Origin of the sequence: Vibrio sp. Of7-15, assembly GCF_022347565.1 — a bacterium.
Taxonomy (GTDB): domain Bacteria; phylum Pseudomonadota; class Gammaproteobacteria; order Enterobacterales; family Vibrionaceae; genus NORP241.
On the sequence record NZ_JAKRGH010000029.1, the window covers coordinates 34,850 to 57,381 of the forward strand.

Genomic DNA, 22,532 nt, shown 5'->3' on the forward strand with positions numbered 1-22,532 from the left:
CGACCAACTCCTTAAATCAATACATTATAAATCTACGACCTAAGACGAAAAAAGGCTGACTCAAAAAGAGCCAGCCAATCTATTCAGCCTTTAGTGATTAACCACCAAAGTCATCAAGCAAGATGTTTTCATCTTCAACACCAAGATCTTTCAGCATGCCGATAACAGCTGCGTTCATCATTGGTGGACCACACATGTAGTACTCACAATCTTCTGGTGATTCATGATCTTTCAAGTAGTTTTCATAAATCACGTTGTGAATGAAGCCTGTGTAACCATCCCAGTTATCTTCTGGTAATGGATCCGACAGAGCACAGTGCCATACGAAGTTATCATTCTCAGCTTGTAGCATGTCGAAATCTTCAACATAGAACATTTCACGCTTAGAACGAGCACCGTACCAGTAAGACATCTTACGAGTAGAGTTAAGACGCTTAAGTTGGTCGAAGATATGGGAACGCATTGGCGCCATACCTGCACCACCACCAATGAAGACCATTTCATTGTCAGTATCTTTAGCAAAGAACTCACCGAATGGACCTGAAATCGTTACTTTATCACCTTCTTTTAGTGACCAAATAAACGATGACATCTGACCTGGTGGTACATCAGGATTATTAGGTGGCGGCGCAGCAACACGCACGTTCAACATAATAATGCCTTCTTCTTCCGGGTAGTTCGCCATTGAGTAAGCACGGATGATATCTTCATCAACTTTAGACTCATAGCGGAACAGATTAAATTTATCCCAATCTTCACGATACTCTTCAGGAACATCGAAATCAGAATATTTAATGTGGTGAGCCGGCGCTTCAATCTGAATGTAACCACCAGCACGGAAAGGTACTGATTCGCCATCAGGGATTTGCAGCTTAAGCTCTTTGATGAAAGTAGCTTTGTTATCGTTAGAGATAACCGTACATTCCCACTTTTTAACACCAAAGATTTCTTCAGGTAGCTCAATGTCCATGTCAGTTTTAATGTTAACCTGACAGGCCAGACGCTCACCTTCGCGAGCTTCACCTTTAGAAATGTGGTCAAGCTCAGTTGGTAGAATATCACCACCGCCCGACTTAACTTTTACGCGACACTGACCACAAGAGCCACCGCCACCACAAGCTGATGATACGAAAATACCAGAACCAGCTAGTGCGCCAAGCAGCTTGCTGCCAGCACCAGTAGTAATCGCTTTTTCCGGATCACCGTTTACAGAAATTGTAATGTCACCTGTTGGTACTAACTTAGATTTAGCGAAAAGAATCACTAAAACTAGGGCTAGTATGATCAAGGTAAACATGACTACACCAAGAATAATGTCCATTGACTATTCCTTTATTGCGCGGTTTACCCGACTTACAGTTGAACACCAGAGAAAGACATAAAGCCTAACGCCATCAAACCAACAGTGATGAAAGTAATACCTAGACCACGAAGACCTGGAGGTACGTCTGAATACTTCATCTTCTCACGGATACCCGCAAGAGCAACGATGGCTAGCATCCAACCTACACCGGAGCCGAAGCCGTAAACAACAGATTCAGCAAAGTTATAATCACGCTGTACCATGAAAGATACACCACCAAAGATTGCACAGTTAACCGTGATTAACGGTAGGAAAATACCCAGTGCGTTGTACAGAGGTGGGAAAAAGCGGTCTAGAACCATTTCTAGGATCTGAACCAATGCTGCGATTACACCGATAAAGGTAATAAAGTTCAGGAAGCTAAGATCAACCCCTTGAACCAATGCATTTTCTTTCAATACTAGGTTATAAACTAAGTTGTTTACTGGTACAGCGATTGTTAGTACAACAATTACTGCAACACCAAGACCAAACGAAGTTTTTACTTTCTTAGAAACTGCTAGGAAAGTACACATACCTAAGAAGAAAGACAGTGCCATGTTCTCGATAAAAATCGATTTCACTAGCAGACTAATATAATGTTCCATAGCTGCCTTACTCCTTCGCTTCGATTTGTGCTGGTTTAAAGGTACGGATAGCCCAGATCATAAAACCAATCAAGAAGAATGCTGATGGTGCAAGAAGCATCAAGCCGTTTGGCTGGTACCAACCACCATCAGAAACTAAAGGTAGAACTTCAACACCGAATAACTTACCTGAACCTAATAGCTCACGGAAGAAACCAACAGTGATAAGAACAAAACCGTAACCAAGACCATTACCAATACCATCAATGAATGAAGGTAGTGGCTTAGACTTCATAGCAAACGCTTCAGCACGACCCATTACAATACAGTTTGTAATGATCAGACCAACGAATACAGAAAGCTGCTTAGAGATCTCATAAACATAAGCTTTCAATACTTGGTCTACCACGATTACTAACGATGCAATGATCGCCATCTGAGCGATGATACGTACACTGTTAGGGATCTGGTTACGAACTAAAGATACGAAGAAGTTAGAAAGCGCCGTAACAAAAATTACAGCTAGCGTCATAACAAACGCAGTTTCTAACTTAGTCGTTACCGCTAACGCAGAACATACGCCAAGAACTTGAAGCGCGATTGGGTTGTTATCCAATACTGGCGCTAAAACGCTCTTTTTCATTTCTTTCATATTAGACATTAGTTAAGGTCTCCCGCACGAACTTTAGCAAGGAAAGGACCAAAGCCCATATCACCTAACCAGAAGTCGAAGGTGTGTTGAACACCGTTACCTGTCAGCGTTGCACCAGATAGGCCATCAATACCGTGTTCAGTACCTTCAGGAGCACCACCCTTGACAATTTTAATTGCAGGCAGGTTGTTAGCATCAAACAGTTTTTTGCCAACAAATTGATTACGCCATGTCGGGTTCTCAACTTCACCACCAAGTCCCGGAGTTTCACCTTGCTCGTAGTAAGTAATGCCAGCAATAGTATTACCATCCGTTTCGATAGCTACAAATGCGTACATCATTGACCATAGGCCGTTACCGTGAACAGGAAGAATGATACGAGAAATCGCGTCGCCATCTTTCACAAGATAAATCAGACCCGTGTTTGAACGGCGTAAGATTTTTGCTTTATCTTGCTCAGCAGTTAGTTTAATAGACTGCGCTGGATCTTTAGCAGCTTTACGCTGGTCAAAAGCCGCTGCATCACCATCAACAAAATCACCCGTATCTAGATCAACTAGACGAGGTTCGATGTTTGCTTTGTATAGCTCACGAATATCATTGGCACTTTGGGCTTCAAAGCCAGCAACAGCCACAATGTTCTTTTGCTTATCTAAAACAGCGTTGTCTTGTTGCAATGGACGAAGAGCAACCGCTGCAACTGATACCACGACAGAGCACACAAGGCTCAACGCGACAACAACAGTTAGCGTTTTTTTAATGCTATCGTTATTACTTGCCATAACGCGCTAGTCTCCGTTTGATGTTGCCTTGAACAACTAAGTTGTCGAACAGAGGAGCAAACAGGTTTGCAAATAAGATTGCTAACATCATACCTTCTGGGTATGCCGGGTTAACAACACGGATCATCACAGCCATAGCACCGATTAAGATACCGTAGCCCCACTTCGCTCTGTCTGTAAATGCAGCAGATACTGGGTCTGTTGCCATGAAGATCATACCAAATGCAAAACCACCTAGAACTAGGTGCCAGTGCCACGGCATGCTAAACAACGCGTTAGTATCAGAACCAATTAGGTTAAACAGAGTTGAAACAGCAACCATACCGATCATTACACCTGCAATGATGCGCCATGAAGCGATGCCCATGTAAACAATCATCAAACCACCTAGGATCAGAGCAAGTGTAGATACTTCACCCATAGAGCCTGGCATGTTACCGATGAACGCGTCCATCCAAGAGATTGCTTCACCTGTAACGTTGTTTACAAGACCAGCTTGACCGCCTTGAGACCACTGACTTAGAGCAGTAGCGCCAGAGAAGCCATCAGCAGCAACCCAAACCGTATCACCAGAGATTTGTGCTGGGTATGCGAAGAATAGGAACGCACGACCAGCAAGTGCTGGGTTTAGGAAGTTACGGCCTGTACCACCAAAGATTTCTTTAGCAACAACAACACCAAAGGTAATACCTAGTGCCGCTTGCCATAAAGGAAGTGTTGGTGGAACGATAAGAGCAAATAAGATAGAAGTAACAAAGAAGCCTTCATTAACTTCGTGCTTACGAACCATACAGAACAGCACTTCCCAAAAACCACCAACAACAAAAACTGTTGCGTAGATAGGTAGGAAGAACGTTGCACCAAGTAGCATCTTACTTCCCCAGCCAGCATCAGCCGCCAGAGATCCACCTAACATTTCTGTTAGCCAGTAATGCCAATTGCCACCAATAATTGCTGCAAGCTGCTCGCCACTGTACATGTGGTTTAGAGCAATGATTGATTGATGACCAGTGTTGTACATACCCCAGAATACTGCAGGGAAAACAGCAAACCACACCATGATCATGATGCGCTTTAAATCAATGCTGTCACGTACGTGAGAACCTTTCTTAGTTACTGTACCTGGTGTGTACATAAGAGTTGCGAATGCTTCGTATAAAGCAAACCACTTCTCATGCTTACCGCCTGGTTCAAAATCAGGTTCGATTTTCTCAAGAAACTGTTTAAGTCCCATGGAATTACCCTTCCTTCTCGATTGTGTCCAAACACTGGCGCAGCATTGGACCATACTCATATTTGCCTGGACATACATAAGTACACAGTGCTAAATCTTCTTCATCTAATTCTAGTGCGCCAAGTGCTTGAGCACTTTCCACATCACCAGCACATAGATCACGAAGTAGCATGGTAGGTTCCATGTCTAAAGGCATTACTTTCTCATAGTTACCAATTGGCACCATTGAACGGTCACTACCATTGGTAGTTGTTGTCATGTTGAATAATTGGCCAGAGAAAACATGGCTTAAGAAGGCACGAGTTACTGAGAATTTGTTCTTACCTGGAGAGATCCAACCAAAAAGTTCTTTCTCGCGACCTTCACGCAATGCAGAAACCTGTAGGTGATAACGACCTAGGTAAGCGTGAGGGCCAGAAGCTTGAGTACCACTCAATACAGAGCCAGAAAGTACACGCACTTCACCTGGCATTAGTTCACTGTCAGTCAGCTCAGTTAAGCTAGCACCAACAACAGTACGAACTAAACGCGGGTTATTTACCACTGGGCCAGCTAAAGAAACAACACGATCAGAATACACTTCACCTGTTTGGAATAGCTTGCCAAAAGCAATAACGTCTTGGTAGTTAATGTTCCAAGCAACGTGGTCTAGGCTCACAGGGTATAATAAATGCATGTGAGTACCCACTAAACCAGCTGGGTGCGGACCATCAAACACATGTTCTTCAACGTTTTTAGCTGAAGAACGAGGTAAGCTTTCACCTTTCTTACAAACAAACACTTTACCGTCAGTTAATTTTGACAGTAAGTCTAAGCCTGCAACAAATGCTTCAGATTGCTCGTTAATAACCACTTCTGGTTCAGCGGCTAGAGGGTTAGTATCGATAGCGGTAACAAAGATAGCCTTTGTTTCTGAATCAATAGCTGGAACCTTGCTAAACGGACGAGTACGCAAAGCAGTCCACGCACCAGAATCCACTAACTGCTGCTTAATCGTAGCACGATCAAGGTTTGTTAGTTCTTCGGCACTGTAGTTATTGAAAGTAACTTGCTCATTGCCTTCAACTGCAATTACTACAGATTGAAGTACACGTTTTGCACCACGGTTAATTTCAACGACTTTACCACTTGCAGGCGCAGTGAATTTAACACCTGGGTTCTTTTTATCTTCAAAAAGAACTTGGCCTTTTTTCACTACGTCATCTACACGAACATGCATTGTTGGGCGCATGCCCACGTACTCTTCGCCAAGCAAGGCGACTTTAGTGATGGATTTACCATCATTAATCACCTGAGTTGGAACTCCAGCTATAGGAAGATCCAGACCCTTTTTTATTGTAATCATACGCACTTGCACTACATTAATGGGAAAAAGATTTAATCTTACGCAATTAAGACACGACAGTCCTGTGTCCGGTGCTGACATCATCCGTAGCCAACACCGCAACATCCTATTAATCTACTCGTTACATAAAAACAGTAGGAGTAATTTTTAAGGCCGAGATTCTAGCATTTTTTCCAGTCCGGTTACTATGACCATTCGCCGGAATCCGATCTTATTTTTGTTATCTTTACGCACATTTAGCACGCCGACATGGATAAGTTTGAAGTGACGCACATTTACAATACAGATTGGATATTTAACAACCACTTCTAATGACTTTAAGCTCATAAGCAGTGTTTTTAACATCCTCGTGTTTAAAATGTTGCTGTATTGTTGTTCGGTTTAACGAATCTTGTATAAATTACGCCAATGTTTACCCAGTAATCTCGCACTCTTAATATAAGCTAGAGCAATTTCTTTCATTTAACTTAATATTTTTTATTTTTTGACACTTCATACGACAATAGGCCGAATATTTCGGCCTATTGTCGTTTGAATTTTCATATTTTGGAAGCTATGCCACACTACCTCCACGGCAAGGAGGAGATGTTGGGGCACCAGCATGCTGACTACGCCACTCTGTTTCTGTGTAAGTATGAATTGCCAATGCATGAATCATATTACTCAGTTCATCTGCCAATGCCGTATTTACCAATCGATGTCGAGCAAGCAGTCGTTTTCCCTCAAACAGCTCACTAACCACAATAACCTTAAAGTGGCTCTCCGCCCCCGCAGGAACATTATGCATGTAACTTTCATTAATCACCTGTAAGTGAACAGGCGCTAACTCATTATGTAATTTTTGTTCAATTGTTTCTTGTATCATATGCCCTATCCTAGCTCCTGCACTGCATACTTAAATAGAAATTCATTCACCCATATAAAGACAATTTAGAACCAAATAACTGCTTTTCGCAATAATCGTCTTGGAAGTCTATATTCTAGTTCCCAGTTTATACGCCTTTTGAGACAATGGACAGTTGACCACCATTCATAAACACAGAGCTTACATAGCAATGAAAACAGAATTATCTTTATTCGATCGTTCGCTTACCCTGCTGCGCTACCCAAGAAGAAACCAAGAAACACTGCAAGCTTGGGATGCCGGAGATGAATACCTTATCAACCATCTCGAAGAACTTGATCTACCTGATAACCAGAATATTTTAATTCTAAATGACAGCTTTGGTGCGTTGTCATGTTGGTTTTCTGCTCGTCACCAGGTCACGATGATGAGTGACTCCTATATTTCTCATCGCGGTACGTTAAAAAACCTACAACGTAACAAATGTGAGCAAATCACTTTCCTTAATTGCTTAGATGAATTGCCAGACGACATAGATATTGTGTTACTACAGCTGCCAAAAAGTAATCGCCTTTTAACTTGGCAGCTCACCCTGCTAAGAAAAAAGCTGCCTAAAGGCTGTCGCGTTATTGGTGTGAATAAAGCCAAAGAGATCCATACATCGACTCTGAACCTATTTGAAAAGTTCTTAGGGACAACGACAACTTCCCTCGCGTGGAAAAAGCATCGACTGGTTTTCTCTACGCCAGATTCAGAGCACATACATAATGTAGATACTGTCAAAGAGTGGCAGGTTGATGATGAAAACATCACCCTAAAAAATCACGCGAACGTATATTCTGGAGAAAGCTTAGACCAAGGTTCGCGCTTTATGCTCAAGCACATTCCACAGGATGATGAATTAAGACACATCATCGATTTAGGATGTGGTAATGGCGTATTAGCAATTAAGGCTGGTCAATTAAACCCACAGGCACGATTAACCTGTGTTGATGAAAGTTTCATGGCCGTTGAGTCAGCCAAGATGAACCTAGCCGAAAACCTAGGTCCAGATCGTAATGTTCAATGCATCGCTAATAATTGCTTAGATGGTTTCAAAGACACCAGTAGCTTCCTTGTGCTCTGCAACCCTCCTTTCCATCAGCAACAAGCCATTACGGATCACATCGCTTGGCAAATGTTCTGTGACGCGAAAGACGCGTTAGGTCATGGCGGGCATTTAATGGTGGTGGGTAACTCGCATTTAGGCTACCACCATAAGCTACGTCGCTTATTTGGTGAAGAAAACGTTAAGACAGTTGCTAGGAACTCCAAATTTGTTATTTTACAGGCAACTAAAGATTCGGATCGAAAGAAAAAAGGATATTAATATGATGAAAAAAGCATTGTTGGCTGCTTCCGTTTTGGTATTAGCTGCTTGTTCTGCGCCGTCTGAACCTCAATTAAATCTAGCCCCTCAAGCCTCCACCAGCTCACAAATGTCGGTAAATGGCTTAGCACTAACATTGGAAAGTCGCGATCTACGCACAGCACAATACGTGGCTGTTGTTGATAGTGGCCGCCAAAGCGTTCAACCTTTACACGCAAAACAAAATTTACGTGTGACGTTGGAAAAAGCGATTTCAACCCAGCTTCGTTCTCAAGGCTTTAACTTAACAGTTGATAGTGAAAGTACTCTGCGTTTAGACATTTTAGAAGCGATTGTTAACGTTCAACACAGCATCATGAGCAATGAAATGAACGGTAAAGTTCAATTCCAACTGGTTGCTGAAACGCCAAAAGGTAAGTTTGTTAAACGCTACACAGGTAAATCGAAAAAAACAGGTTCAATGAGCGCTTCAGCAACAGATATGGAACTCGTGCTAAACGACCTAATGACAGCAGTACTGGCTGACATTGCCGCTGACGAAGAGCTACTAACCTACCTTAAGGAGAACGTGAATGCGTAAGTTCACTTTAGCACTGGCGATGCTGACCTCTGTATCGGCTTTTGCTGCACCAACAGTGACAATCGACACCACTCTTGGTGCTTTTACGGTTGAGTTAAACGAAGAAAAAGCGCCAGTAACTGTCGAAAACTTCTTGCGTTATGTAAAAGATGGTAGCTACAAGGGTGCTCAATTTCACCGTGTTATCCCTGGATTTATGGCACAAGGTGGTGGCTTTGATGAAAAAATGACTCGCTTACCAAGCTATGCTCCAATTAAAAACGAAGCATCAAACGGGCTGCCCAATAATACCGCGACCATTGCTATGGCAAGAACGAACGACCCAAACTCTGCCACTCGTCAATTTTTCATCAACCTAAAAGACAATAACTTTCTTGATGCAGCACAGCGCCCACCGGGTTATGCCGTATTTGGTAAAGTTACTAGTGGTTTTGATGTGATCAAAGCAATGGCAACAAAACCTACCGTGGTAAAACAAGGTATGCGTGATGTGCCTAAAACGCCGATCGTGATCAACAGCGTCACATTAGAACAATAAAATACCTTCGTATTAAAGGCTAAGTAATCAACTTAGCCTTTCTTTTCCCTCTCTCTATTTCCTAATAAAAATAAACAAGGAGTGTTGATATGACTAATGGTATGTCATGGAAACACACATTCCAAAGTTACCTTGATAAACGCTTGCTGTGGGTTTTCATGCTTGGCTGCTCTAGTGGCTTTCCGTGGGTTTTAATCGGCTCTAACATGTCTGGCTGGCTAAAAGACGCAGGCCTAACCCGTGCTGCAATTGGCTACTTTGGTTCAGTTTTTGCTGTCTATGCTATTAACTTTTTATGGGCACCTTTAGTCGATCGTGTCAAACTCCCTCTGCTGGGGAAAGCACTAGGCCAGCGACGAAGTTGGATCTTATTATGTCAATCCCTCGTTTTGCTGTGTACCTTGAAAATTGCAGGGTTAGATCCGACTCAAAATCTAATGCTGACTTCCATGTTTGCTCTCTTAATCGCAATCGCTTCAGCAACACAAGATATTGCGATTGACGCCTTTCGTATCGATACATTCAGTAAAGCCGAATCTCATAAAATGCCACAAGGCTCAGCCATGGCTGTCGTAGGTTGGTGGACAGGTTATTCATTACCTGGCTATTTGGCCTTTATCAATGCCGACAGCATCGGATGGAATGGCGTTTATTATGGCATGGCCGCCATTGTTGCTTTATTAATGGTATTCACCTTATTAGTAGGCGAACCACAGACAAACCGAGATGAACTCCAACACCAAGCTGAAGAGCGCCACTCAAAAGTCGTAAGATCTAAAGTTGCCGCTTGGTTTACAGTTACCATTATTGAACCATTCTGGGACTTCTTTAAACGTAATGGCGTAAAAACGGCACTGACTCTCTTACTGTTTGTTTTCTTGTTTAAAATTGGTGAAGCCTTTCTTGGCCGTATGTCGATTATCTTCTACAAAGAAGTTGGCTTTTCTAATGAACAAATAGGCTACTACTCCAAGCTTATTGGTTGGGGAGCAACCGTGTTCTTCACTCTTGTTGGTAGTATGTTTAATGTGAAATTTGGCATTGTACGCGGCCTAATGATTGGTGGCATAGCAATGGCTGGAAGTAACTTAATGTTTGCATGGATAGCAGCTGTTGGTCCCAACGAAGACCTCTTCCTCGCCACAATTTTGGTTGATAACTTTACTACGGCCTTCTCTACGGTTGCCTTTGTGTCTTTCTTAACGGTATTAACCGGGCAAGCTTTTTCTGCAACACAATATGCCCTACTCGCTTCTTTAGGCAACTTCGGACGCACGACACTCGCCTCATTCAGTGGTGAATTAGCAGATGTACTCAACAGCTGGCCTATCTTCTTTATATTGACATCAGTGATGGTAATTCCAAGCTTACTGATGCTTTACTCCTTAAGAAACCACTTTCGTAACATTCTAAATAAATAGTCAAGAGGAACTGACTTTCCATACAGTGCGTATCTCAAAATTTGGGATGCGCATCACCTTTAATTGATAAAACACTACAGCGCAAACGTTTACCATTAGTGATTTAGATCACCTTTAGGGATAGTTAATTGAACTTTTTGGAGATCAAGATCAAATAGAAACATTTCGATTACATACCTTGCATTCACAGCTGTGATTTAAAAGCGTAGACTGCGCTCAATTCATAAACACCGCTTATTTTATAGATCCAGTTTTACTTTAGATAAGAGAGCCTCCAAATGCGCAAATCACTTTTAGCACTGAGCGTTTTAACCGCTGCGACAGCAATCCCAGCACAAGCTGAATACCTATACGGTTTTGGTAGCATGTATGTAGACCAACAAATGTGGGATCAAGGTTTCGAGAACGGTAAAAGTATTTCTGACCGTAACCAGCTTGTACTAGGTATTGAAGGTGGTGCAGGCTTTGATTGGGGACAAATCTACGGCTTCTACGACTACGAAGGTGTGGATCGCTCAGGTGATGATCGCGGTGCATCAACCAAAGGTACTATCCACTACAACCTAACTGAATCTGGTGTGAGCTTATACGCACAAGTTTACAACACAGACACAGACTCAGGTTTCCACGAACAAAACCGTGTTCTTGGCTTAGGTTACACTGGCCTAAAAGGTGATGGCTGGGCATTTACTCCATTTGTAGGCGCACACCAAATCAACACAGTTGGCGGCATCAGCGGTAGCAATGGCGGCATGTTAGGCTGGGTTGGTTTTTACAACACAGATTTTGCTGGCCAAAACTTCACGTTCTCGACTTGGGGTGAATACGAGTTCAACCGCAACGATGAGTACGCTGCGGCTCAAGGTGGCAAAGAAGGCCTAAACGGTAGCTTTAACGCAATGTGGAACGTAACAGAAGACTGGTCTACGGGTGTGTTATACCGTTTCACACACAACAAACTAGGTCGTGACGACTACGGCGATCTACTGATCTACCGCGTACAATACAACTTCTAATTTAAGAAGTGATCTCAGATACAGCAAAGGTGCTTTTCATCGCACCTTTGTTTTTTCTGGTAATACGATTAGGATAACCTCAATATTTATGACGTGAGTATATCCGGTGAACATTACTATTCTTGGCCCTGGAGCCATTGGATCTTTATGGGCTTGTCATCTTTCTAAGGCTGGCCATCGTGTCTCACTGTGGCAACGAAAACCATCTGACATCCAGCCTCTTACTCTTTCAGAGCAGTCGTACTCCTTTCCGAGTAATGACCAAAACGAATTGGCTCACTGTGATTTGCTTCTGGTTACTGTAAAAGCATGGCAAGTCAAAGATGCTCTACCACCATTGTTAAAAAATCTTCATACGGACACCATAATTATGCTAATGCACAATGGCATGGGTGCCTATGAAGAGCTTGAGCATCAACTTGCAGCTTTCCCCGTTTTACTCTCAACCACGACACAAGCGGCTTTTAAACCGAGTAAAACAGACGTAAAACACACAGGTCTCGGAACCACTGTAGTTGGGGCGGCCAATCCTTTAGGCCAACAGTGCCAATTCATTACCGATGTACTGAATCACGCTTTGCCCCAAGTGGAGTGGCTAGAAGAGATTCGAACTGCGCTTTGGAAAAAGCTTGCGATTAACTGTGCCATTAACCCCTTAACAGCAATTCATCAATGCTCAAACGGTTCATTAGCAGAGCAAAAATACCAACATACCATTACAAAAGTCTGCCAAGAAGTGCATCAAGTCATGCACCATGCGGGGATTACATGGCCTTTAAAAGAACTAGAGGCCACAGTGCATGCTGTTATTCAATCGACAGCAAACAATTACTCTTCTATGCACCAAGACATTCACTATCAACGCAAAACAGAGATAGACTATATTACAGGTTATTTGCTCAATAAGGCTCAGCAATTCCAGCTTGAGACACCAACAAACTACGAGCTTTTTCAGCAAATTAAACAACAAGAACAATAAGGCTAGTTCATAATGACACATAAAATACTCGTCTGTATCGCACCTGGTACAGAAGAAATGGAAGCAATTACGGCAATCGATATTCTAGTTAGAGCAGGATATGAGGTTATCACAGCCAGCGTTGCTTCTGATGGTGCATTAACCATGAAAGCATCAAGAGGCGTTATTCTTACTGCTGACAAAAAGCTTGTTGACGTGGCCGATGATGAGTTTGACTGTATTGTTTTACCTGGCGGATTAGAAGGTTCTGAATGTTTCCGTGATAGCCCGCTGCTGGTCGAAACAGTGAAACAACAAAAATACGATGGCAAACTCGTTGCCGCTATTTGTGCCGCGCCTGCACTTGTATTGCAACATCACAACATTTACCCAGAAGCCATCATGACCTGCCACCCCGCGTTTATGGAAAACATTCCAGAAGAAAAACGTAGAGTAAAACGAGTGGTTACCGATGTGCTAAACAACCTCATCACCAGTCAAGGCCCAGGCTCTGCGTTAGAGTTTGCTATGGAGATTGTGATTCAATTATCAGGTAAAGAAAAGGCAGCGAAAGTCGCTGCCCCTATGGTCGTATTGCCTAACCTACATTACGATGACTATTAATTACTACGGACGGTAAACTTTTACGTTATTAAAGCCGTTTTCTTGTAGGTATAGCGCTTGAAGACGGCTCATAACACCACGGTCACAGTACAGAAGGTATTCTTTGCTCTGATCTAAGTCACCAAACTGAGTCGCTAGCTTGTAGAAAGGAATGTGCTTCACTTCTACCGTTTCGATCTCAAGAGGGTTTTCATCTTCTTCATCAGGGCTACGAATATCTAACACAATAGCGCTGTTGCTGTCTAACTCTGAAACCAACTCCACTTCTGGTGCTTGTTCCATGCTTTGCTTTTCAATGTCACGAATGTCCATCACACGAGCTTCAGCTACAACGCGATCAAGGATTTCAAAATCGAATTTCGCTTCTTCTTTTTCTAGCTTCTCACGTACTGCTTTAACGGTTGGACTTTTCGAAATCACACCACAGAACTCAGGCATGGTTTTCGCGAAATCTTCAGTACCGATTTCACGCGCTAAATCGATAATGTCTTCTTTATCCCAGTTAATGAGAGGACGCAGAATCAAAGATTCCGTCACACCATCAATATGACGCAAGTTAGTTAGCGTTTGACTTGAAACTTGCCCTAATGCTTCACCCGTTACAAGCGCTTGAATGCCAAATTTATCAGCAACCGCACCTGCTGCACGCATGAACATACGCTTCAAGATCACACCCATTTGGCCGTCATCCACTTTTTCTAGGATTTCAGCGACAACTGGCTCAAAATCAACAGAAATAAACTTCACCTTGGCAGATGAACCGTATTTATTCCATAAGAAATGAGAAACTTGCTTAACACCAATCTCGTGAGCAGGACCACCCAAATTAAAGAAGCAGTAATGTGTTTTACTACCACGCTTAATATGTAGGTAACTTGAAACACCAGAGTCAAAACCACCAGAGATTAAGCTAAGTACATCTTCTTGAGTACCAAGAGGGAAACCGCCTAAACCTTTATGGCGCGCAAGAACTTGGTTCAATAGCTCATTAGCCACTTCCAACTTCACCGTCACTTCCGGGTCACGAAGTCTCACACTTGCTGACTCAACCGCTTGATTTAAACCACCACCAACATAGCGCTCAAGCTCAATGGAAGTAAAATCATGTTTACCGCGGCGCTTAACACGCACACAAAAAGACTTTCCTTCAATCTTATCGCGGCTCAACTCTAAGCATTGCTCATAGATATCGTGCATGTCTTTAAATGGCGTTTGATAAACCTCAAGTACATGGTGAATACCCGGTGTTTGAGTCAATACCGCAAGAACCTGCTCACGAAATTCATCCGTTTTTGCAGTCACTTCGATATGATCACGGCGATTATATACAGCAACAGATTCCGAAACACGCTGAACAATAATGCGGATGTTGCATTCTAAAATTCGAGTAAAGCGCTTACGTACAGAGTCACTCTTTACAAAAATTTCAGGATGGGGTTTTACAATAAATCTCATAGGTATACTTCGCTACACTGGGCCAAACTTAAGGCGCAAAATTATACATCAATGATAGTAGAGCTGAAACTAAGATGTGAAAAAGGCAGAGTAAAAACCCTGCCTTTGGTATAAAAATTGATTTGAACAGACTCAGCTATGGCGAAGGTTCAGCGCTGACTTCACCACTGAAATGTGCCTTACCTTGCATAATAGAGATTTCAACACGGCGGTTTTCCGAACGTTGAGCCGCAGTTGCATTTCCAACTCTTGGTTCAGTATCAGCCATACCACGAACCCGTAAACGAGTGTGTTCAAAGCCTTTTACAGACTCCATAATTTGAGCCACAGACACAGCACGTTGCGCTGATAAATCCCAATTAGAACGGTATAACTCCGAATCTAGTTTACGATTGTCCGTATGGCCTGACACTCGAATAATACCCGGAACGTCTTTCACCAACTCTGCTACTTGTCGAACTAAAGGCCTAAATTTAGGCTGTAAAAACGCAGATCCCGCTGGGAATGCACCTTTTTCTTTAATTCGAATAACAAGCTGCTGACCTAAGTTCTCAACCTCAATTGCCCCTTCTTTAATTTCTTTATCCAGAGCTTTTTGTATGCTTTCCATCAACTTCTGCTGAGTTTCAGTTTGCTCCGATTCAGAGCTCTGATTCATCCGAGTTGATGTGCTGGTTGATTGCCCACCCGTTAACTGGCCTGCATCACGCTTAGTACCACCAGCTCGATCTGAATCACCTTCATGAAAATCCAGTGTTTCTTGGGTAATATCAATAGTTTGTTGCATGATAACTTCAATTGGTGTCGGCTCTGGTCGTCCAGGTCGAAACTCTTGTGCTATCACACTGGTGCCCTTAGGTATGTCTTTTACTTCCAACATATTCTGAACACCAAATGCAAACTTCATTGAACCTGCGATTTGTTTGAATTTCAGTACATCCATTTCCGAGAATGAAAGGAGTAATACGAAAAAACACATAAGCAGTGTTGCCAAATCCGCAAAGGTTGCCATCCACAAGGGGGCACCAGGAGGGCATTTGCACTCTTCTTCATCTTGATCATCCACGATCGACTCTCCTATTACTCATCATCAACATCTACTGAACGTTTTTTCTCATTCAGGTAGTTTTTCAAGTAGCTATCAATCACTCGTGGATTCTGACCATCTTGAATTGCCAATACACCATCAAGAATTAAACTGCGGTTCAATTTTTCTTGCTCTTTACGCATACCCAACTTATCAGCAATAGGAATGGCGATCATATTCGCAATGATCGCACCATACAAAGTTGTTAAAAGTGCTACCGCCATCGCAGGACCAATCGACTTAGGATCATCCATGTTTGACAACATGGCAACCAGACCAATCAGTGTACCAATCATACCCATCGCAGGGGCTACATCGCCAAAAGCACTGAAAATACCTACGCCGCGATCATGGCGCTCATTGGTTAAGACGATGTCTTTTTTCAACGTACTTTTTACGACTTCGGCATCATGGCCATCCACCAATAAATCAATGCCCTTACGCATAAAAGAGTTGGTAATTTCCATCTCTTCTAATGCAAGAAAACCACCTTTACGAGCCGCATCAGCCATTTCAACAATTTTAGCGATCAGATCTTCTGGGTTATCGGTTTTAAAAATAAATGCCTTAGCAGCAATTTTTGCGGCACCAAAAAATTGACCAATAGTAAACTTCATCAACACCACAAATGAAGAACCGCCGATTACAATAAGTACGGAAGTCACATCGACAAACATACTCATGCTTCCACCCAGCAGCATTGCCATAATTATGAAGGCAAAACCACCAACTAAGCCTATTAACGTTGCCAAATCCACAGAGCATTCCCCTTTTGTGTTTGCGTTGATTCTGTATTCAATATAATAACGGACTCAAACCTTATCGGCATCATCTCCATAAGGTTTAATTATTTAAGTCAAAAGTTTAAATTTAGTGCCAGTAACACATAATATAGCCAGCAAATTTGACCAAGCCCCTTTCGTGGGGTAACTTTTCCAGCATTCTACCTAAAGCAAGACAATTATGGCCGCAAAAAAACCAGATAACATGACGTTTGAAGCAGCGTTAGATGAATTAGACACCCTTGTCAATCAATTAGAAAGTGGCGACTTAGCTCTCGAAGACGCCCTGAAAAAGTTTGAACGCGGAATTGCTCTTGCACGCTCAGGACAACACAAGCTGACTCAAGCAGAACAGCGAGTAGAAATTTTACTTCAAGCTGATGATAACGCCGCATTAACTTCATTTGACACTAAGAATAATGACTAATTCACTCGCAGCGACATTAACTGCCTACCAAGAACGTAACAACCAGCAACTAAAACTTTGGCTTGATAAAATAGCTTATCAAGATCAAAAGCTTACGCAAGCAATGAGTTACGGCCTATTATTAGGTGGAAAAAGAGCCAGACCTTATCTAACCTACATTACTGGTGAGATGCTTCAAAGCGAACCCCAAGCGATGGATACAGCAGCGGCCGCAGTAGAATGTATTCATGCGTATTCCTTAATCCACGACGATTTGCCCGCCATGGATGATGATAACTTACGCCGTGGCCAGCCAACCTGCCACATCGAATTTGATGAGGCAAGTGCAATCCTAACTGGTGATGCACTACAAACCTTAGCATTTGATATTTTAGCAAATGGGCCACTTTCCAAGCATGCTGAAGCCTACCGCATTCATATGATCCGAGAGTTAGCCGCTGCTTCTGGTGCGTCTGGTATGTGTATGGGGCAAGCCCTTGACTTAGAAGCGGAAGGAAAATCCATCACGCTTGAGCATTTAGAAGCCATTCATAAACACAAGACTGGCGCGCTCATTAAATGTGCCATTCGACTTGGTGCATTAAGTGCAGGTGAAAAAGGCCTTGAGATTATGCCGCAACTGGATCGCTATGCCGATGCCATTGGCCTTGCTTTCCAAGTACAAGACGACATTCTTGATGTGATAAGCGATACTGAAACCTTAGGAAAGCCCCAAGGCTCGGATCAGGAATTAGAAAAAAGCACTTACCCAGCTCTACTAGGCTTAGAGGGCGCAATACAAAAAGCGAAAGAACTGCATCAAGAAGCATTACTCGCTTTGGAAGCAATCCCATATAATACTACTCAGTTAGAACTATTCGCCCGATATGTCATCGAGCGCAATAAATAGAACAGAATAAAAGCGCTGAACCACTATGACACTTGATATTTCGAAATACCCAACACTGGCTTTGGCTGACACGCCTGATGAATTACGACTATTACCACGAGATAGCCTTTCTACACTGTGTGATGAACTGCGAACTTACCTATTAAACTCAGTAAGTAAATCAAGTGGTCATCTTGCTTCAGGCCTTGGTACTGTTGAGCTAACCGTTGCCTTACACTACGTTTATAACACCCCTTTCGATCAATTAATTTGGGATGTTGGCCACCAAGCCTACCCACATAAAATCTTAACTGGCCGCCGTGAACAGTTGCCAACCATTCGCCAAAAAGATGGGCTACACCCTTTCCCATGGCGCGAAGAAAGTGAATATGACGTGCTGTCTGTTGGCCACTCTTCAACTTCCATTAGTGCCGGTTTAGGCATGGCAATTTGTGCCGAAAAAGAAGGGAAAAACCGCAAAGTAGTGAGCGTCATCGGTGATGGTGCAATTACAGCAGGCATGGCATTTGAAGCCATGAACCACGCAGGTGATGTTCACCAAGACATGCTGGTGATTCTAAATGACAATGAGATGTCTATTTCAGAAAATGTAGGCGCATTGAATAATCACTTAGCTCGTATTCTTTCTGGCAACCTATATACCTCTATCCGCGAAGGTGGCAAAAAAGTCCTATCCGGTGCACCACCAATCAAAGAGCTTGTAAAACGTGCCGAAGAACACCTAAAAGGCATGGTTGTACCCGGTACTATGTTTGAAGAACTCGGCTTTAATTACATTGGCCCTATTGATGGCCACGATGTAGAAGAGCTAGTCAAAACATTGAAGAATATGCGTAACCTAAAAGGCCCGCAATTTCTTCACATTATGACCAAAAAAGGCAAAGGCTACGAGCCAGCTGAAAAAGATCCAATTGGTTATCATGGTGTACCTAAATTCGATCCAAATCATGCCTCTTTACCAAAAAGCTCTGGTGGAAAGCCCACTTTCTCTAACGTCTTTGGAGACTGGCTGTGTGACATGGCAAGCCAAGATGAAAAGCTACTGGCCATCACTCCTGCCATGCGTGAAGGCTCTGGTATGGTACGTTTTTCGAAAGAATACCCTGATCAATATTTTGATGTCGCCATCGCAGAGCAACATGCAGTGACTCTCGGTACGGGCATGGCCATTGCGGGCTATAACCCGGTGGTTGCGATCTACTCAACGTTCTTACAGCGGGGTTACGATCAATTAATCCATGATGTAGCTGTTATGGATCTGCCAGTCATGTTTGCCATTGACCGTGGTGGCCTTGTAGGCGCAGATGGGCAAACTCACCAAGGAGCTTTTGATTTAAGCTTCATGCGTTGTATCCCTAACATGACCATCATGGCACCAAGCGATGAAAATGAGTGTCGCCAAATGCTCTACACTGGCCATAAACACCAAGGGCCGAGTGCCGTTCGTTACCCGAGAGGCTCAGGTTGTGGTGCTGAAATTCAAGAGACAATGACTGAACTTGAAATTGGTAAAGGTATCGTGCGCCGACAAGGTGAGAAGATTGCCATTTTAAACTTTGGTACTTTCCTACCAGATGCATTAACAGCAGCTGAGAACCTAAACGCCACTGTGGCTGATATGCGCTTTGTTAAGCCACTTGATGAAGAACTGATCAAAGAGTTAGCAGCCTCTCATAATGTACTGATCACACTGGAAGAGAACGCGATTGCTGGCGGTGCCGGTGCTGGTGTGATTGAGTTTATGATGCAAGAAAAGATCATTAAACCTGTCTTAAACTTAGGCCTACCAGATAAGTTTATCTCTCAAGGTACGCAAGCGGAAATGCATGCAGAACTTGGTTTAGATGCAGAAGGTATCGAGCGCCAAATCCGTGAGTATGTAGAAAAATAATCTTGTAATACTCAACAATTTAAAGGGCCGTTGATGGTTATCAACGGCCCTTTTCTTTACCCGATATCAACTAGTTTAAAGCCAGCCTAAATAATAACCTAAAGCCCATAGGCATCCTAAAGCCATAAGCCCGGCGACAATATCATCCAGCATAATGCCGAAGCCACCGTGTACCTGTTTATCAAGCCAGCTAATCGGCCAAGGTTTTACCATATCAAAAAAACGAAATAGAACAAAACCAGCCACAGGCCAACGCCAGTCGAAAGGCGCTAAATGCAATAATGGTACAATGGACATGGTGATCCAAAAACCTGCGAACTCATCCCAAACAATAGAGCCATGATCATGCACCCCCATGTCTTTTGAAGTTTGATCACAAATCTTAATTCCAATCACACATGCAGCTAAAACCGCGAATAAATAGAGTGGCGTAGGTAATTGCACCAATAAAAAATAGAATGGAACCGACGCTAATGTGCCAATTGTACCGGGAACAAATGGTGCTAATCCACTACCAAAGCCTGTTGCTAATAAATGCCATGGATTTTTTAAACTAATAAGAGCCAGAGGATTACTCATGATCCACTCCGAAAATGATCAAAACCACTAAGATGCCAGTCAAGCTCGGTGTCACCATCACATAATGTGATCCCTTTTCCTGCTTGGATCTGGCCAATGCATGTTACTTTTGTGTCGGTATGAGCTAACGCATCTTCAATGTGCTGCTTATTCTCTTCAGATACCGTAAAACACAATTCGTACTCTTCACCGCTACTTAATGCCATCTGTTGCGCAGTCTCTTTATCATGACAAAAATCAAGCAGCTCAGCTGATAAAGGCAACTTATTCACATCAATGGCCGCACTGACGTTAGAACTTTCGAGAATATGACCCAGGTCGGCTATCAAGCCATCTGAAATATCTAATGCCGAAGAAGCAACGCCACGTAGGGCTTGACCAACTAAAACACGAGGCTCAGAAAAGTAATGTCTGTTTTCCAATGTCTTTTCTAATGCAGATTCAGAGCAACGTTCACTAAGAATCACTTCCAACCCAGCGGCACTGTCCCCCAAGTTTCCCGTTACAAAGAGCCAGTCTCCAACCTTAGCGCCGCTACGTAATAACGCTTTGCCCTGTGGCACGGTTCCTTGAATCGTTAGAGTAATACTAAGGGGCCCCTTTGTTGTATCTCCACCAATTAACTGAATCTGGTGACGATCCGCTAATTCAAAAAAACCATCACAAAACTGTGCTAACCAAGCTTCATTAGGCTTTGGCATTGTTAACGCTAAAGAGACCCAGCTTGGGGTTGCTCCCATCGCAGCCAAATCACTGATGTTAGAAGCCAGCGCCTTATACGCCACTTTTTTAGGATCGGCATCAGCGAGAAAATGGGTACCTGCAACTAAACTGTCAGTGCTGATGGCAATTTGGCTATTCACTGGCGCTTGCACTAACGCACAATCATCACCAATGGCAAGAGCAACATCTCGCCGCTGGACTTGCTGTCGAGAGAAATATTGCCTTATCAGACTAAATTCACTGTTAGCCATAATAGTTCTCACTTAAATACTCAGACGATAAATAACAAAAAGGCCAGCATTGCTGACCTCTTTAATCTAATAACTTAATATCTACTACTCGGTTCGAGATTACTTTTTACGAACGTGTGGAGCAGCCTTATCAAGTACACCATTAACAAATTTGTGGCTATCTTCTGCCGCAAATACTTTTGCTAACTCAATGGCTTCATTGATAACAACTTTGTAAGGAACATCTTCACGCTTAGTCATTTCATACATAGCTAAACGAAGTAGAGCCAGTTCCATCAGATCTAAGTCCTGTAACGGACGAGATAGATATGGGCGCATTTTGCTATCCAGTTCCATGTGGTTTAATACCACACCAGAGAACAAATCACGGAAATAAGCCACATCAGTCTCTGGAGCCTTTAGTAGGGGCTCATCAGCATGGTGTTCTTCTTCACCGTACTTTTCATCTGATAGGAAATGTTGCTCAATATCAGCAATGTTATCTTTGCTGATTTGCCATGAATAAATTGCTTGTACAGCGAATTGACGTGCATTACGACGCGCGGCTGGTTTCACACTAACCCCCATTAGGATTCGATTTGAGACAGTACATTAATCATTTCAAGCGCGCTTAGTGCAGCCTCTGCCCCTTTATTACCAGCCTTGGTACCCGCGCGCTCGATCGCTTGATCTATGGTATCAACAGTCAATACGCCAAATGCCACAGGAATGCTATATTCCAATGAAACCTGAGCAAGACCTTTGTTACACTCACTACAAACATAGTCAAAATGCGGTGTTCCGCCACGAATGACAGAGCCTAAAGAAACAATCGCATCAAATTTGCCAGTTTTTGCAACACGTTGAGCTACAAGCGGAAGCTCTACAGCGCCTGGGCAACGAAATACCGTGATGTCTTCATCGGCAACTTGGCCATGGCGTTTTAAAGTATCAATAGCACCTGAAAGTAGGCTTTCATTGATGAAGCTATTGAAACGAGAGATAACGATAGCAATTTTAGCATTTGGTGCCGCGATGGCGCCTTCGATTACTTTCATGGTCCTTCCTGTAACTATGTTATTCCAGAGTGAGAAACCGACGGATTCTATCACACTTTTGTTAAAAATCGCTAAGTGGATTCCGAAGTTTCTTGCTTTTCTTTTTGAAATCGAAAAAG

At 43.0% G+C, this 22,532-nt stretch carries 24 protein-coding genes; 10 read left to right on the top strand and 14 right to left on the bottom strand.

Going from position 1 to position 22,532, the window contains the following annotated elements:
* Positions 1-97 precede the first annotated feature (97 nt).
* The 7 genes from nqrF to bolA all read right to left on the bottom strand — a co-directional run bounded on the left by nqrF (position 98) and on the right by bolA (position 6,807).
* Complete coding sequence (nqrF, locus tag MHO82_RS21720; protein WP_239187799.1) at positions 98-1,321, bottom strand: NADH:ubiquinone reductase (Na(+)-transporting) subunit F; 1,224 nt, start codon at positions 1,319-1,321, stop codon at positions 98-100.
* A gap of 32 nt (positions 1,322-1,353) precedes the next feature.
* A complete protein-coding gene (gene nqrE / locus MHO82_RS21725; RefSeq protein ID WP_239187801.1) occupies positions 1,354-1,950 on the bottom strand; it encodes an NADH:ubiquinone reductase (Na(+)-transporting) subunit E in 597 nt (198 codons plus the stop codon).
* Positions 1,951-1,957: 7 nt separating this feature from the next.
* Positions 1,958-2,590, bottom strand: a complete 633-nt coding sequence (locus MHO82_RS21730; protein WP_239187803.1) for an NADH:ubiquinone reductase (Na(+)-transporting) subunit D — start codon at positions 2,588-2,590, stop codon at positions 1,958-1,960.
* Positions 2,590-3,363, bottom strand: a complete 774-nt coding sequence (locus MHO82_RS21735) for a Na(+)-translocating NADH-quinone reductase subunit C (RefSeq protein ID WP_239187805.1) — start codon at positions 3,361-3,363, stop codon at positions 2,590-2,592. Before MHO82_RS21735 ends, MHO82_RS21730 begins: the two co-directional genes overlap by 1 nt.
* Positions 3,353-4,597, bottom strand: a complete 1,245-nt coding sequence (locus tag MHO82_RS21740; protein ID WP_239187808.1) for an NADH:ubiquinone reductase (Na(+)-transporting) subunit B — start codon at positions 4,595-4,597, stop codon at positions 3,353-3,355. Before MHO82_RS21740 ends, MHO82_RS21735 begins: the two co-directional genes overlap by 11 nt.
* A 4-nt stretch (positions 4,598-4,601) precedes the next feature.
* A complete protein-coding gene (locus MHO82_RS21745; protein ID WP_239187811.1) occupies positions 4,602-5,942 on the bottom strand; it encodes a Na(+)-translocating NADH-quinone reductase subunit A in 1,341 nt (446 codons plus the stop codon).
* Positions 5,943-6,495: 553 nt separating this feature from the next.
* Positions 6,496-6,807 carry a transcriptional regulator BolA gene (gene bolA / locus MHO82_RS21750; protein WP_239187814.1) on the bottom strand — a complete coding sequence of 104 codons (312 nt, stop codon included), beginning with the start codon at positions 6,805-6,807 and terminating at the stop codon, positions 6,496-6,498.
* Positions 6,808-6,997: 190 nt separating this feature from the next.
* On the opposite strand from bolA, the gene MHO82_RS21755 reads away from it, so the two are divergent.
* The 7 genes from MHO82_RS21755 (at position 6,998) to yajL (ending at position 13,292) form a co-directional block, all read left to right on the top strand.
* Positions 6,998-8,155: a methyltransferase gene (locus MHO82_RS21755; RefSeq protein ID WP_239187817.1), complete on the top strand. Its 1,158-nt coding sequence runs from the start codon at positions 6,998-7,000 to the stop codon at positions 8,153-8,155.
* A gap of 4 nt (positions 8,156-8,159) precedes the next feature.
* Entirely contained in the window at positions 8,160-8,735 is a 576-nt protein-coding gene (locus tag MHO82_RS21760) for a YajG family lipoprotein (protein ID WP_239187872.1), read from the top strand.
* On the top strand, positions 8,728-9,273 hold the full coding sequence (locus MHO82_RS21765) for a peptidylprolyl isomerase (RefSeq protein ID WP_239187820.1): 546 nt from the start codon (positions 8,728-8,730) through the stop codon (positions 9,271-9,273). Before MHO82_RS21760 ends, MHO82_RS21765 begins: the two co-directional genes overlap by 8 nt.
* Positions 9,274-9,362: 89 nt before the next feature.
* Positions 9,363-10,694, top strand: a complete 1,332-nt coding sequence (locus MHO82_RS21770; RefSeq protein ID WP_239187822.1) for an MFS transporter — start codon at positions 9,363-9,365, stop codon at positions 10,692-10,694.
* A 278-nt stretch (positions 10,695-10,972) separates the two neighbouring features.
* Positions 10,973-11,710, top strand: a complete 738-nt coding sequence (locus MHO82_RS21775; protein WP_239187824.1) for an outer membrane protein OmpK — start codon at positions 10,973-10,975, stop codon at positions 11,708-11,710.
* Between the two features lie 106 nt (positions 11,711-11,816).
* A complete protein-coding gene (gene panE, locus MHO82_RS21780) occupies positions 11,817-12,689 on the top strand; it encodes a 2-dehydropantoate 2-reductase (protein WP_239187826.1) in 873 nt (290 codons plus the stop codon).
* A 12-nt stretch (positions 12,690-12,701) separates the two neighbouring features.
* A complete protein-coding gene (yajL, locus tag MHO82_RS21785) occupies positions 12,702-13,292 on the top strand; it encodes a protein deglycase YajL (protein ID WP_239187828.1) in 591 nt (196 codons plus the stop codon).
* 3 nt (positions 13,293-13,295) lie between these two features.
* Here the strand turns inward: yajL and thiI are convergent, their stop codons facing one another.
* From thiI to pomA, 3 genes are all read right to left on the bottom strand, one after another.
* Entirely contained in the window at positions 13,296-14,747 is a 1,452-nt protein-coding gene (gene thiI / locus MHO82_RS21790) for a tRNA uracil 4-sulfurtransferase ThiI (protein WP_239187830.1), read from the bottom strand.
* A gap of 136 nt (positions 14,748-14,883) precedes the next feature.
* Complete coding sequence (locus MHO82_RS21795; protein ID WP_343299978.1) at positions 14,884-15,813, bottom strand: flagellar motor protein MotB; 930 nt, start codon at positions 15,811-15,813, stop codon at positions 14,884-14,886.
* A 14-nt stretch (positions 15,814-15,827) separates the two neighbouring features.
* Complete coding sequence (gene pomA, locus MHO82_RS21800; protein WP_239187833.1) at positions 15,828-16,592, bottom strand: flagellar motor protein PomA; 765 nt, start codon at positions 16,590-16,592, stop codon at positions 15,828-15,830.
* 205 nt (positions 16,593-16,797) lie between these two features.
* Here pomA and xseB point away from each other — a divergent pair, with 205 nt between their 5' ends.
* From xseB to dxs, 3 genes are read left to right on the top strand one after another with little or no spacing between them, the layout of a single operon-like run.
* Positions 16,798-17,043 (top strand): exodeoxyribonuclease VII small subunit, encoded by a 246-nt coding sequence (gene xseB, locus MHO82_RS21805; protein ID WP_239187836.1) that lies wholly within the window; start codon positions 16,798-16,800, stop codon positions 17,041-17,043.
* Complete coding sequence (gene ispA / locus MHO82_RS21810) at positions 17,036-17,932, top strand: (2E,6E)-farnesyl diphosphate synthase (protein WP_239187839.1); 897 nt, start codon at positions 17,036-17,038, stop codon at positions 17,930-17,932. The genes xseB and ispA overlap by 8 nt, the downstream gene beginning before the upstream one ends.
* 25 nt (positions 17,933-17,957) lie before the next feature.
* The gene (gene dxs / locus MHO82_RS21815) at positions 17,958-19,823 is read left to right on the top strand and encodes a 1-deoxy-D-xylulose-5-phosphate synthase (RefSeq protein ID WP_239187842.1); all 1,866 of its coding nucleotides are present in this window, start codon (positions 17,958-17,960) and stop codon (positions 19,821-19,823) included.
* Between the two features lie 75 nt (positions 19,824-19,898).
* On the opposite strand, the gene pgpA is transcribed toward dxs, so the two are convergent.
* The 4 genes from pgpA to ribE all read right to left on the bottom strand — a co-directional run bounded on the left by pgpA (position 19,899) and on the right by ribE (position 22,413).
* On the bottom strand, positions 19,899-20,402 hold the full coding sequence (gene pgpA / locus MHO82_RS21820; protein ID WP_239187845.1) for a phosphatidylglycerophosphatase A: 504 nt from the start codon (positions 20,400-20,402) through the stop codon (positions 19,899-19,901).
* Complete coding sequence (gene thiL / locus MHO82_RS21825; protein WP_239187848.1) at positions 20,399-21,376, bottom strand: thiamine-phosphate kinase; 978 nt, start codon at positions 21,374-21,376, stop codon at positions 20,399-20,401. Before thiL ends, pgpA begins: the two co-directional genes overlap by 4 nt.
* Positions 21,377-21,475: 99 nt before the next feature.
* Positions 21,476-21,943: a transcription antitermination factor NusB gene (nusB, locus tag MHO82_RS21830; RefSeq protein WP_239187852.1), complete on the bottom strand. Its 468-nt coding sequence runs from the start codon at positions 21,941-21,943 to the stop codon at positions 21,476-21,478.
* Positions 21,943-22,413 (bottom strand): 6,7-dimethyl-8-ribityllumazine synthase, encoded by a 471-nt coding sequence (gene ribE / locus MHO82_RS21835; RefSeq protein ID WP_239187855.1) that lies wholly within the window; start codon positions 22,411-22,413, stop codon positions 21,943-21,945. The genes nusB and ribE overlap by 1 nt, the downstream gene beginning before the upstream one ends.
* Positions 22,414-22,532 lie beyond the last annotated feature (119 nt).

Coding starts and splice junctions, on each gene's coding strand:
- nqrF (WP_239187799.1), bottom strand. CDS start 1,321: ATGGACATTATTCTTGGTGTAGTCATGTTTACCTTGATCATACTAGCC.
- nqrE (WP_239187801.1), bottom strand. CDS start 1,950: ATGGAACATTATATTAGTCTGCTAGTGAAATCGATTTTTATCGAGAAC.
- MHO82_RS21730 (WP_239187803.1), bottom strand. CDS start 2,590: ATGTCTAATATGAAAGAAATGAAAAAGAGCGTTTTAGCGCCAGTATTG.
- MHO82_RS21735 (WP_239187805.1), bottom strand. CDS start 3,363: ATGGCAAGTAATAACGATAGCATTAAAAAAACGCTAACTGTTGTTGTC.
- MHO82_RS21740 (WP_239187808.1), bottom strand. CDS start 4,597: ATGGGACTTAAACAGTTTCTTGAGAAAATCGAACCTGATTTTGAACCA.
- MHO82_RS21745 (WP_239187811.1), bottom strand. CDS start 5,942: ATGATTACAATAAAAAAGGGTCTGGATCTTCCTATAGCTGGAGTTCCA.
- bolA (WP_239187814.1), bottom strand. CDS start 6,807: ATGATACAAGAAACAATTGAACAAAAATTACATAATGAGTTAGCGCCT.
- MHO82_RS21755 (WP_239187817.1), top strand. CDS start 6,998: ATGAAAACAGAATTATCTTTATTCGATCGTTCGCTTACCCTGCTGCGC.
- MHO82_RS21760 (WP_239187872.1), top strand. CDS start 8,160: ATGAAAAAAGCATTGTTGGCTGCTTCCGTTTTGGTATTAGCTGCTTGT.
- MHO82_RS21765 (WP_239187820.1), top strand. CDS start 8,728: ATGCGTAAGTTCACTTTAGCACTGGCGATGCTGACCTCTGTATCGGCT.
- MHO82_RS21770 (WP_239187822.1), top strand. CDS start 9,363: ATGACTAATGGTATGTCATGGAAACACACATTCCAAAGTTACCTTGAT.
- MHO82_RS21775 (WP_239187824.1), top strand. CDS start 10,973: ATGCGCAAATCACTTTTAGCACTGAGCGTTTTAACCGCTGCGACAGCA.
- yajL (WP_239187828.1), top strand. CDS start 12,702: ATGACACATAAAATACTCGTCTGTATCGCACCTGGTACAGAAGAAATG.
- thiI (WP_239187830.1), bottom strand. CDS start 14,747: ATGAGATTTATTGTAAAACCCCATCCTGAAATTTTTGTAAAGAGTGAC.
- xseB (WP_239187836.1), top strand. CDS start 16,798: ATGGCCGCAAAAAAACCAGATAACATGACGTTTGAAGCAGCGTTAGAT.
- ispA (WP_239187839.1), top strand. CDS start 17,036: ATGACTAATTCACTCGCAGCGACATTAACTGCCTACCAAGAACGTAAC.
- dxs (WP_239187842.1), top strand. CDS start 17,958: ATGACACTTGATATTTCGAAATACCCAACACTGGCTTTGGCTGACACG.
- pgpA (WP_239187845.1), bottom strand. CDS start 20,402: ATGAGTAATCCTCTGGCTCTTATTAGTTTAAAAAATCCATGGCATTTA.
- thiL (WP_239187848.1), bottom strand. CDS start 21,376: ATGGCTAACAGTGAATTTAGTCTGATAAGGCAATATTTCTCTCGACAG.
- nusB (WP_239187852.1), bottom strand. CDS start 21,943: ATGGGGGTTAGTGTGAAACCAGCCGCGCGTCGTAATGCACGTCAATTC.
- ribE (WP_239187855.1), bottom strand. CDS start 22,413: ATGAAAGTAATCGAAGGCGCCATCGCGGCACCAAATGCTAAAATTGCT.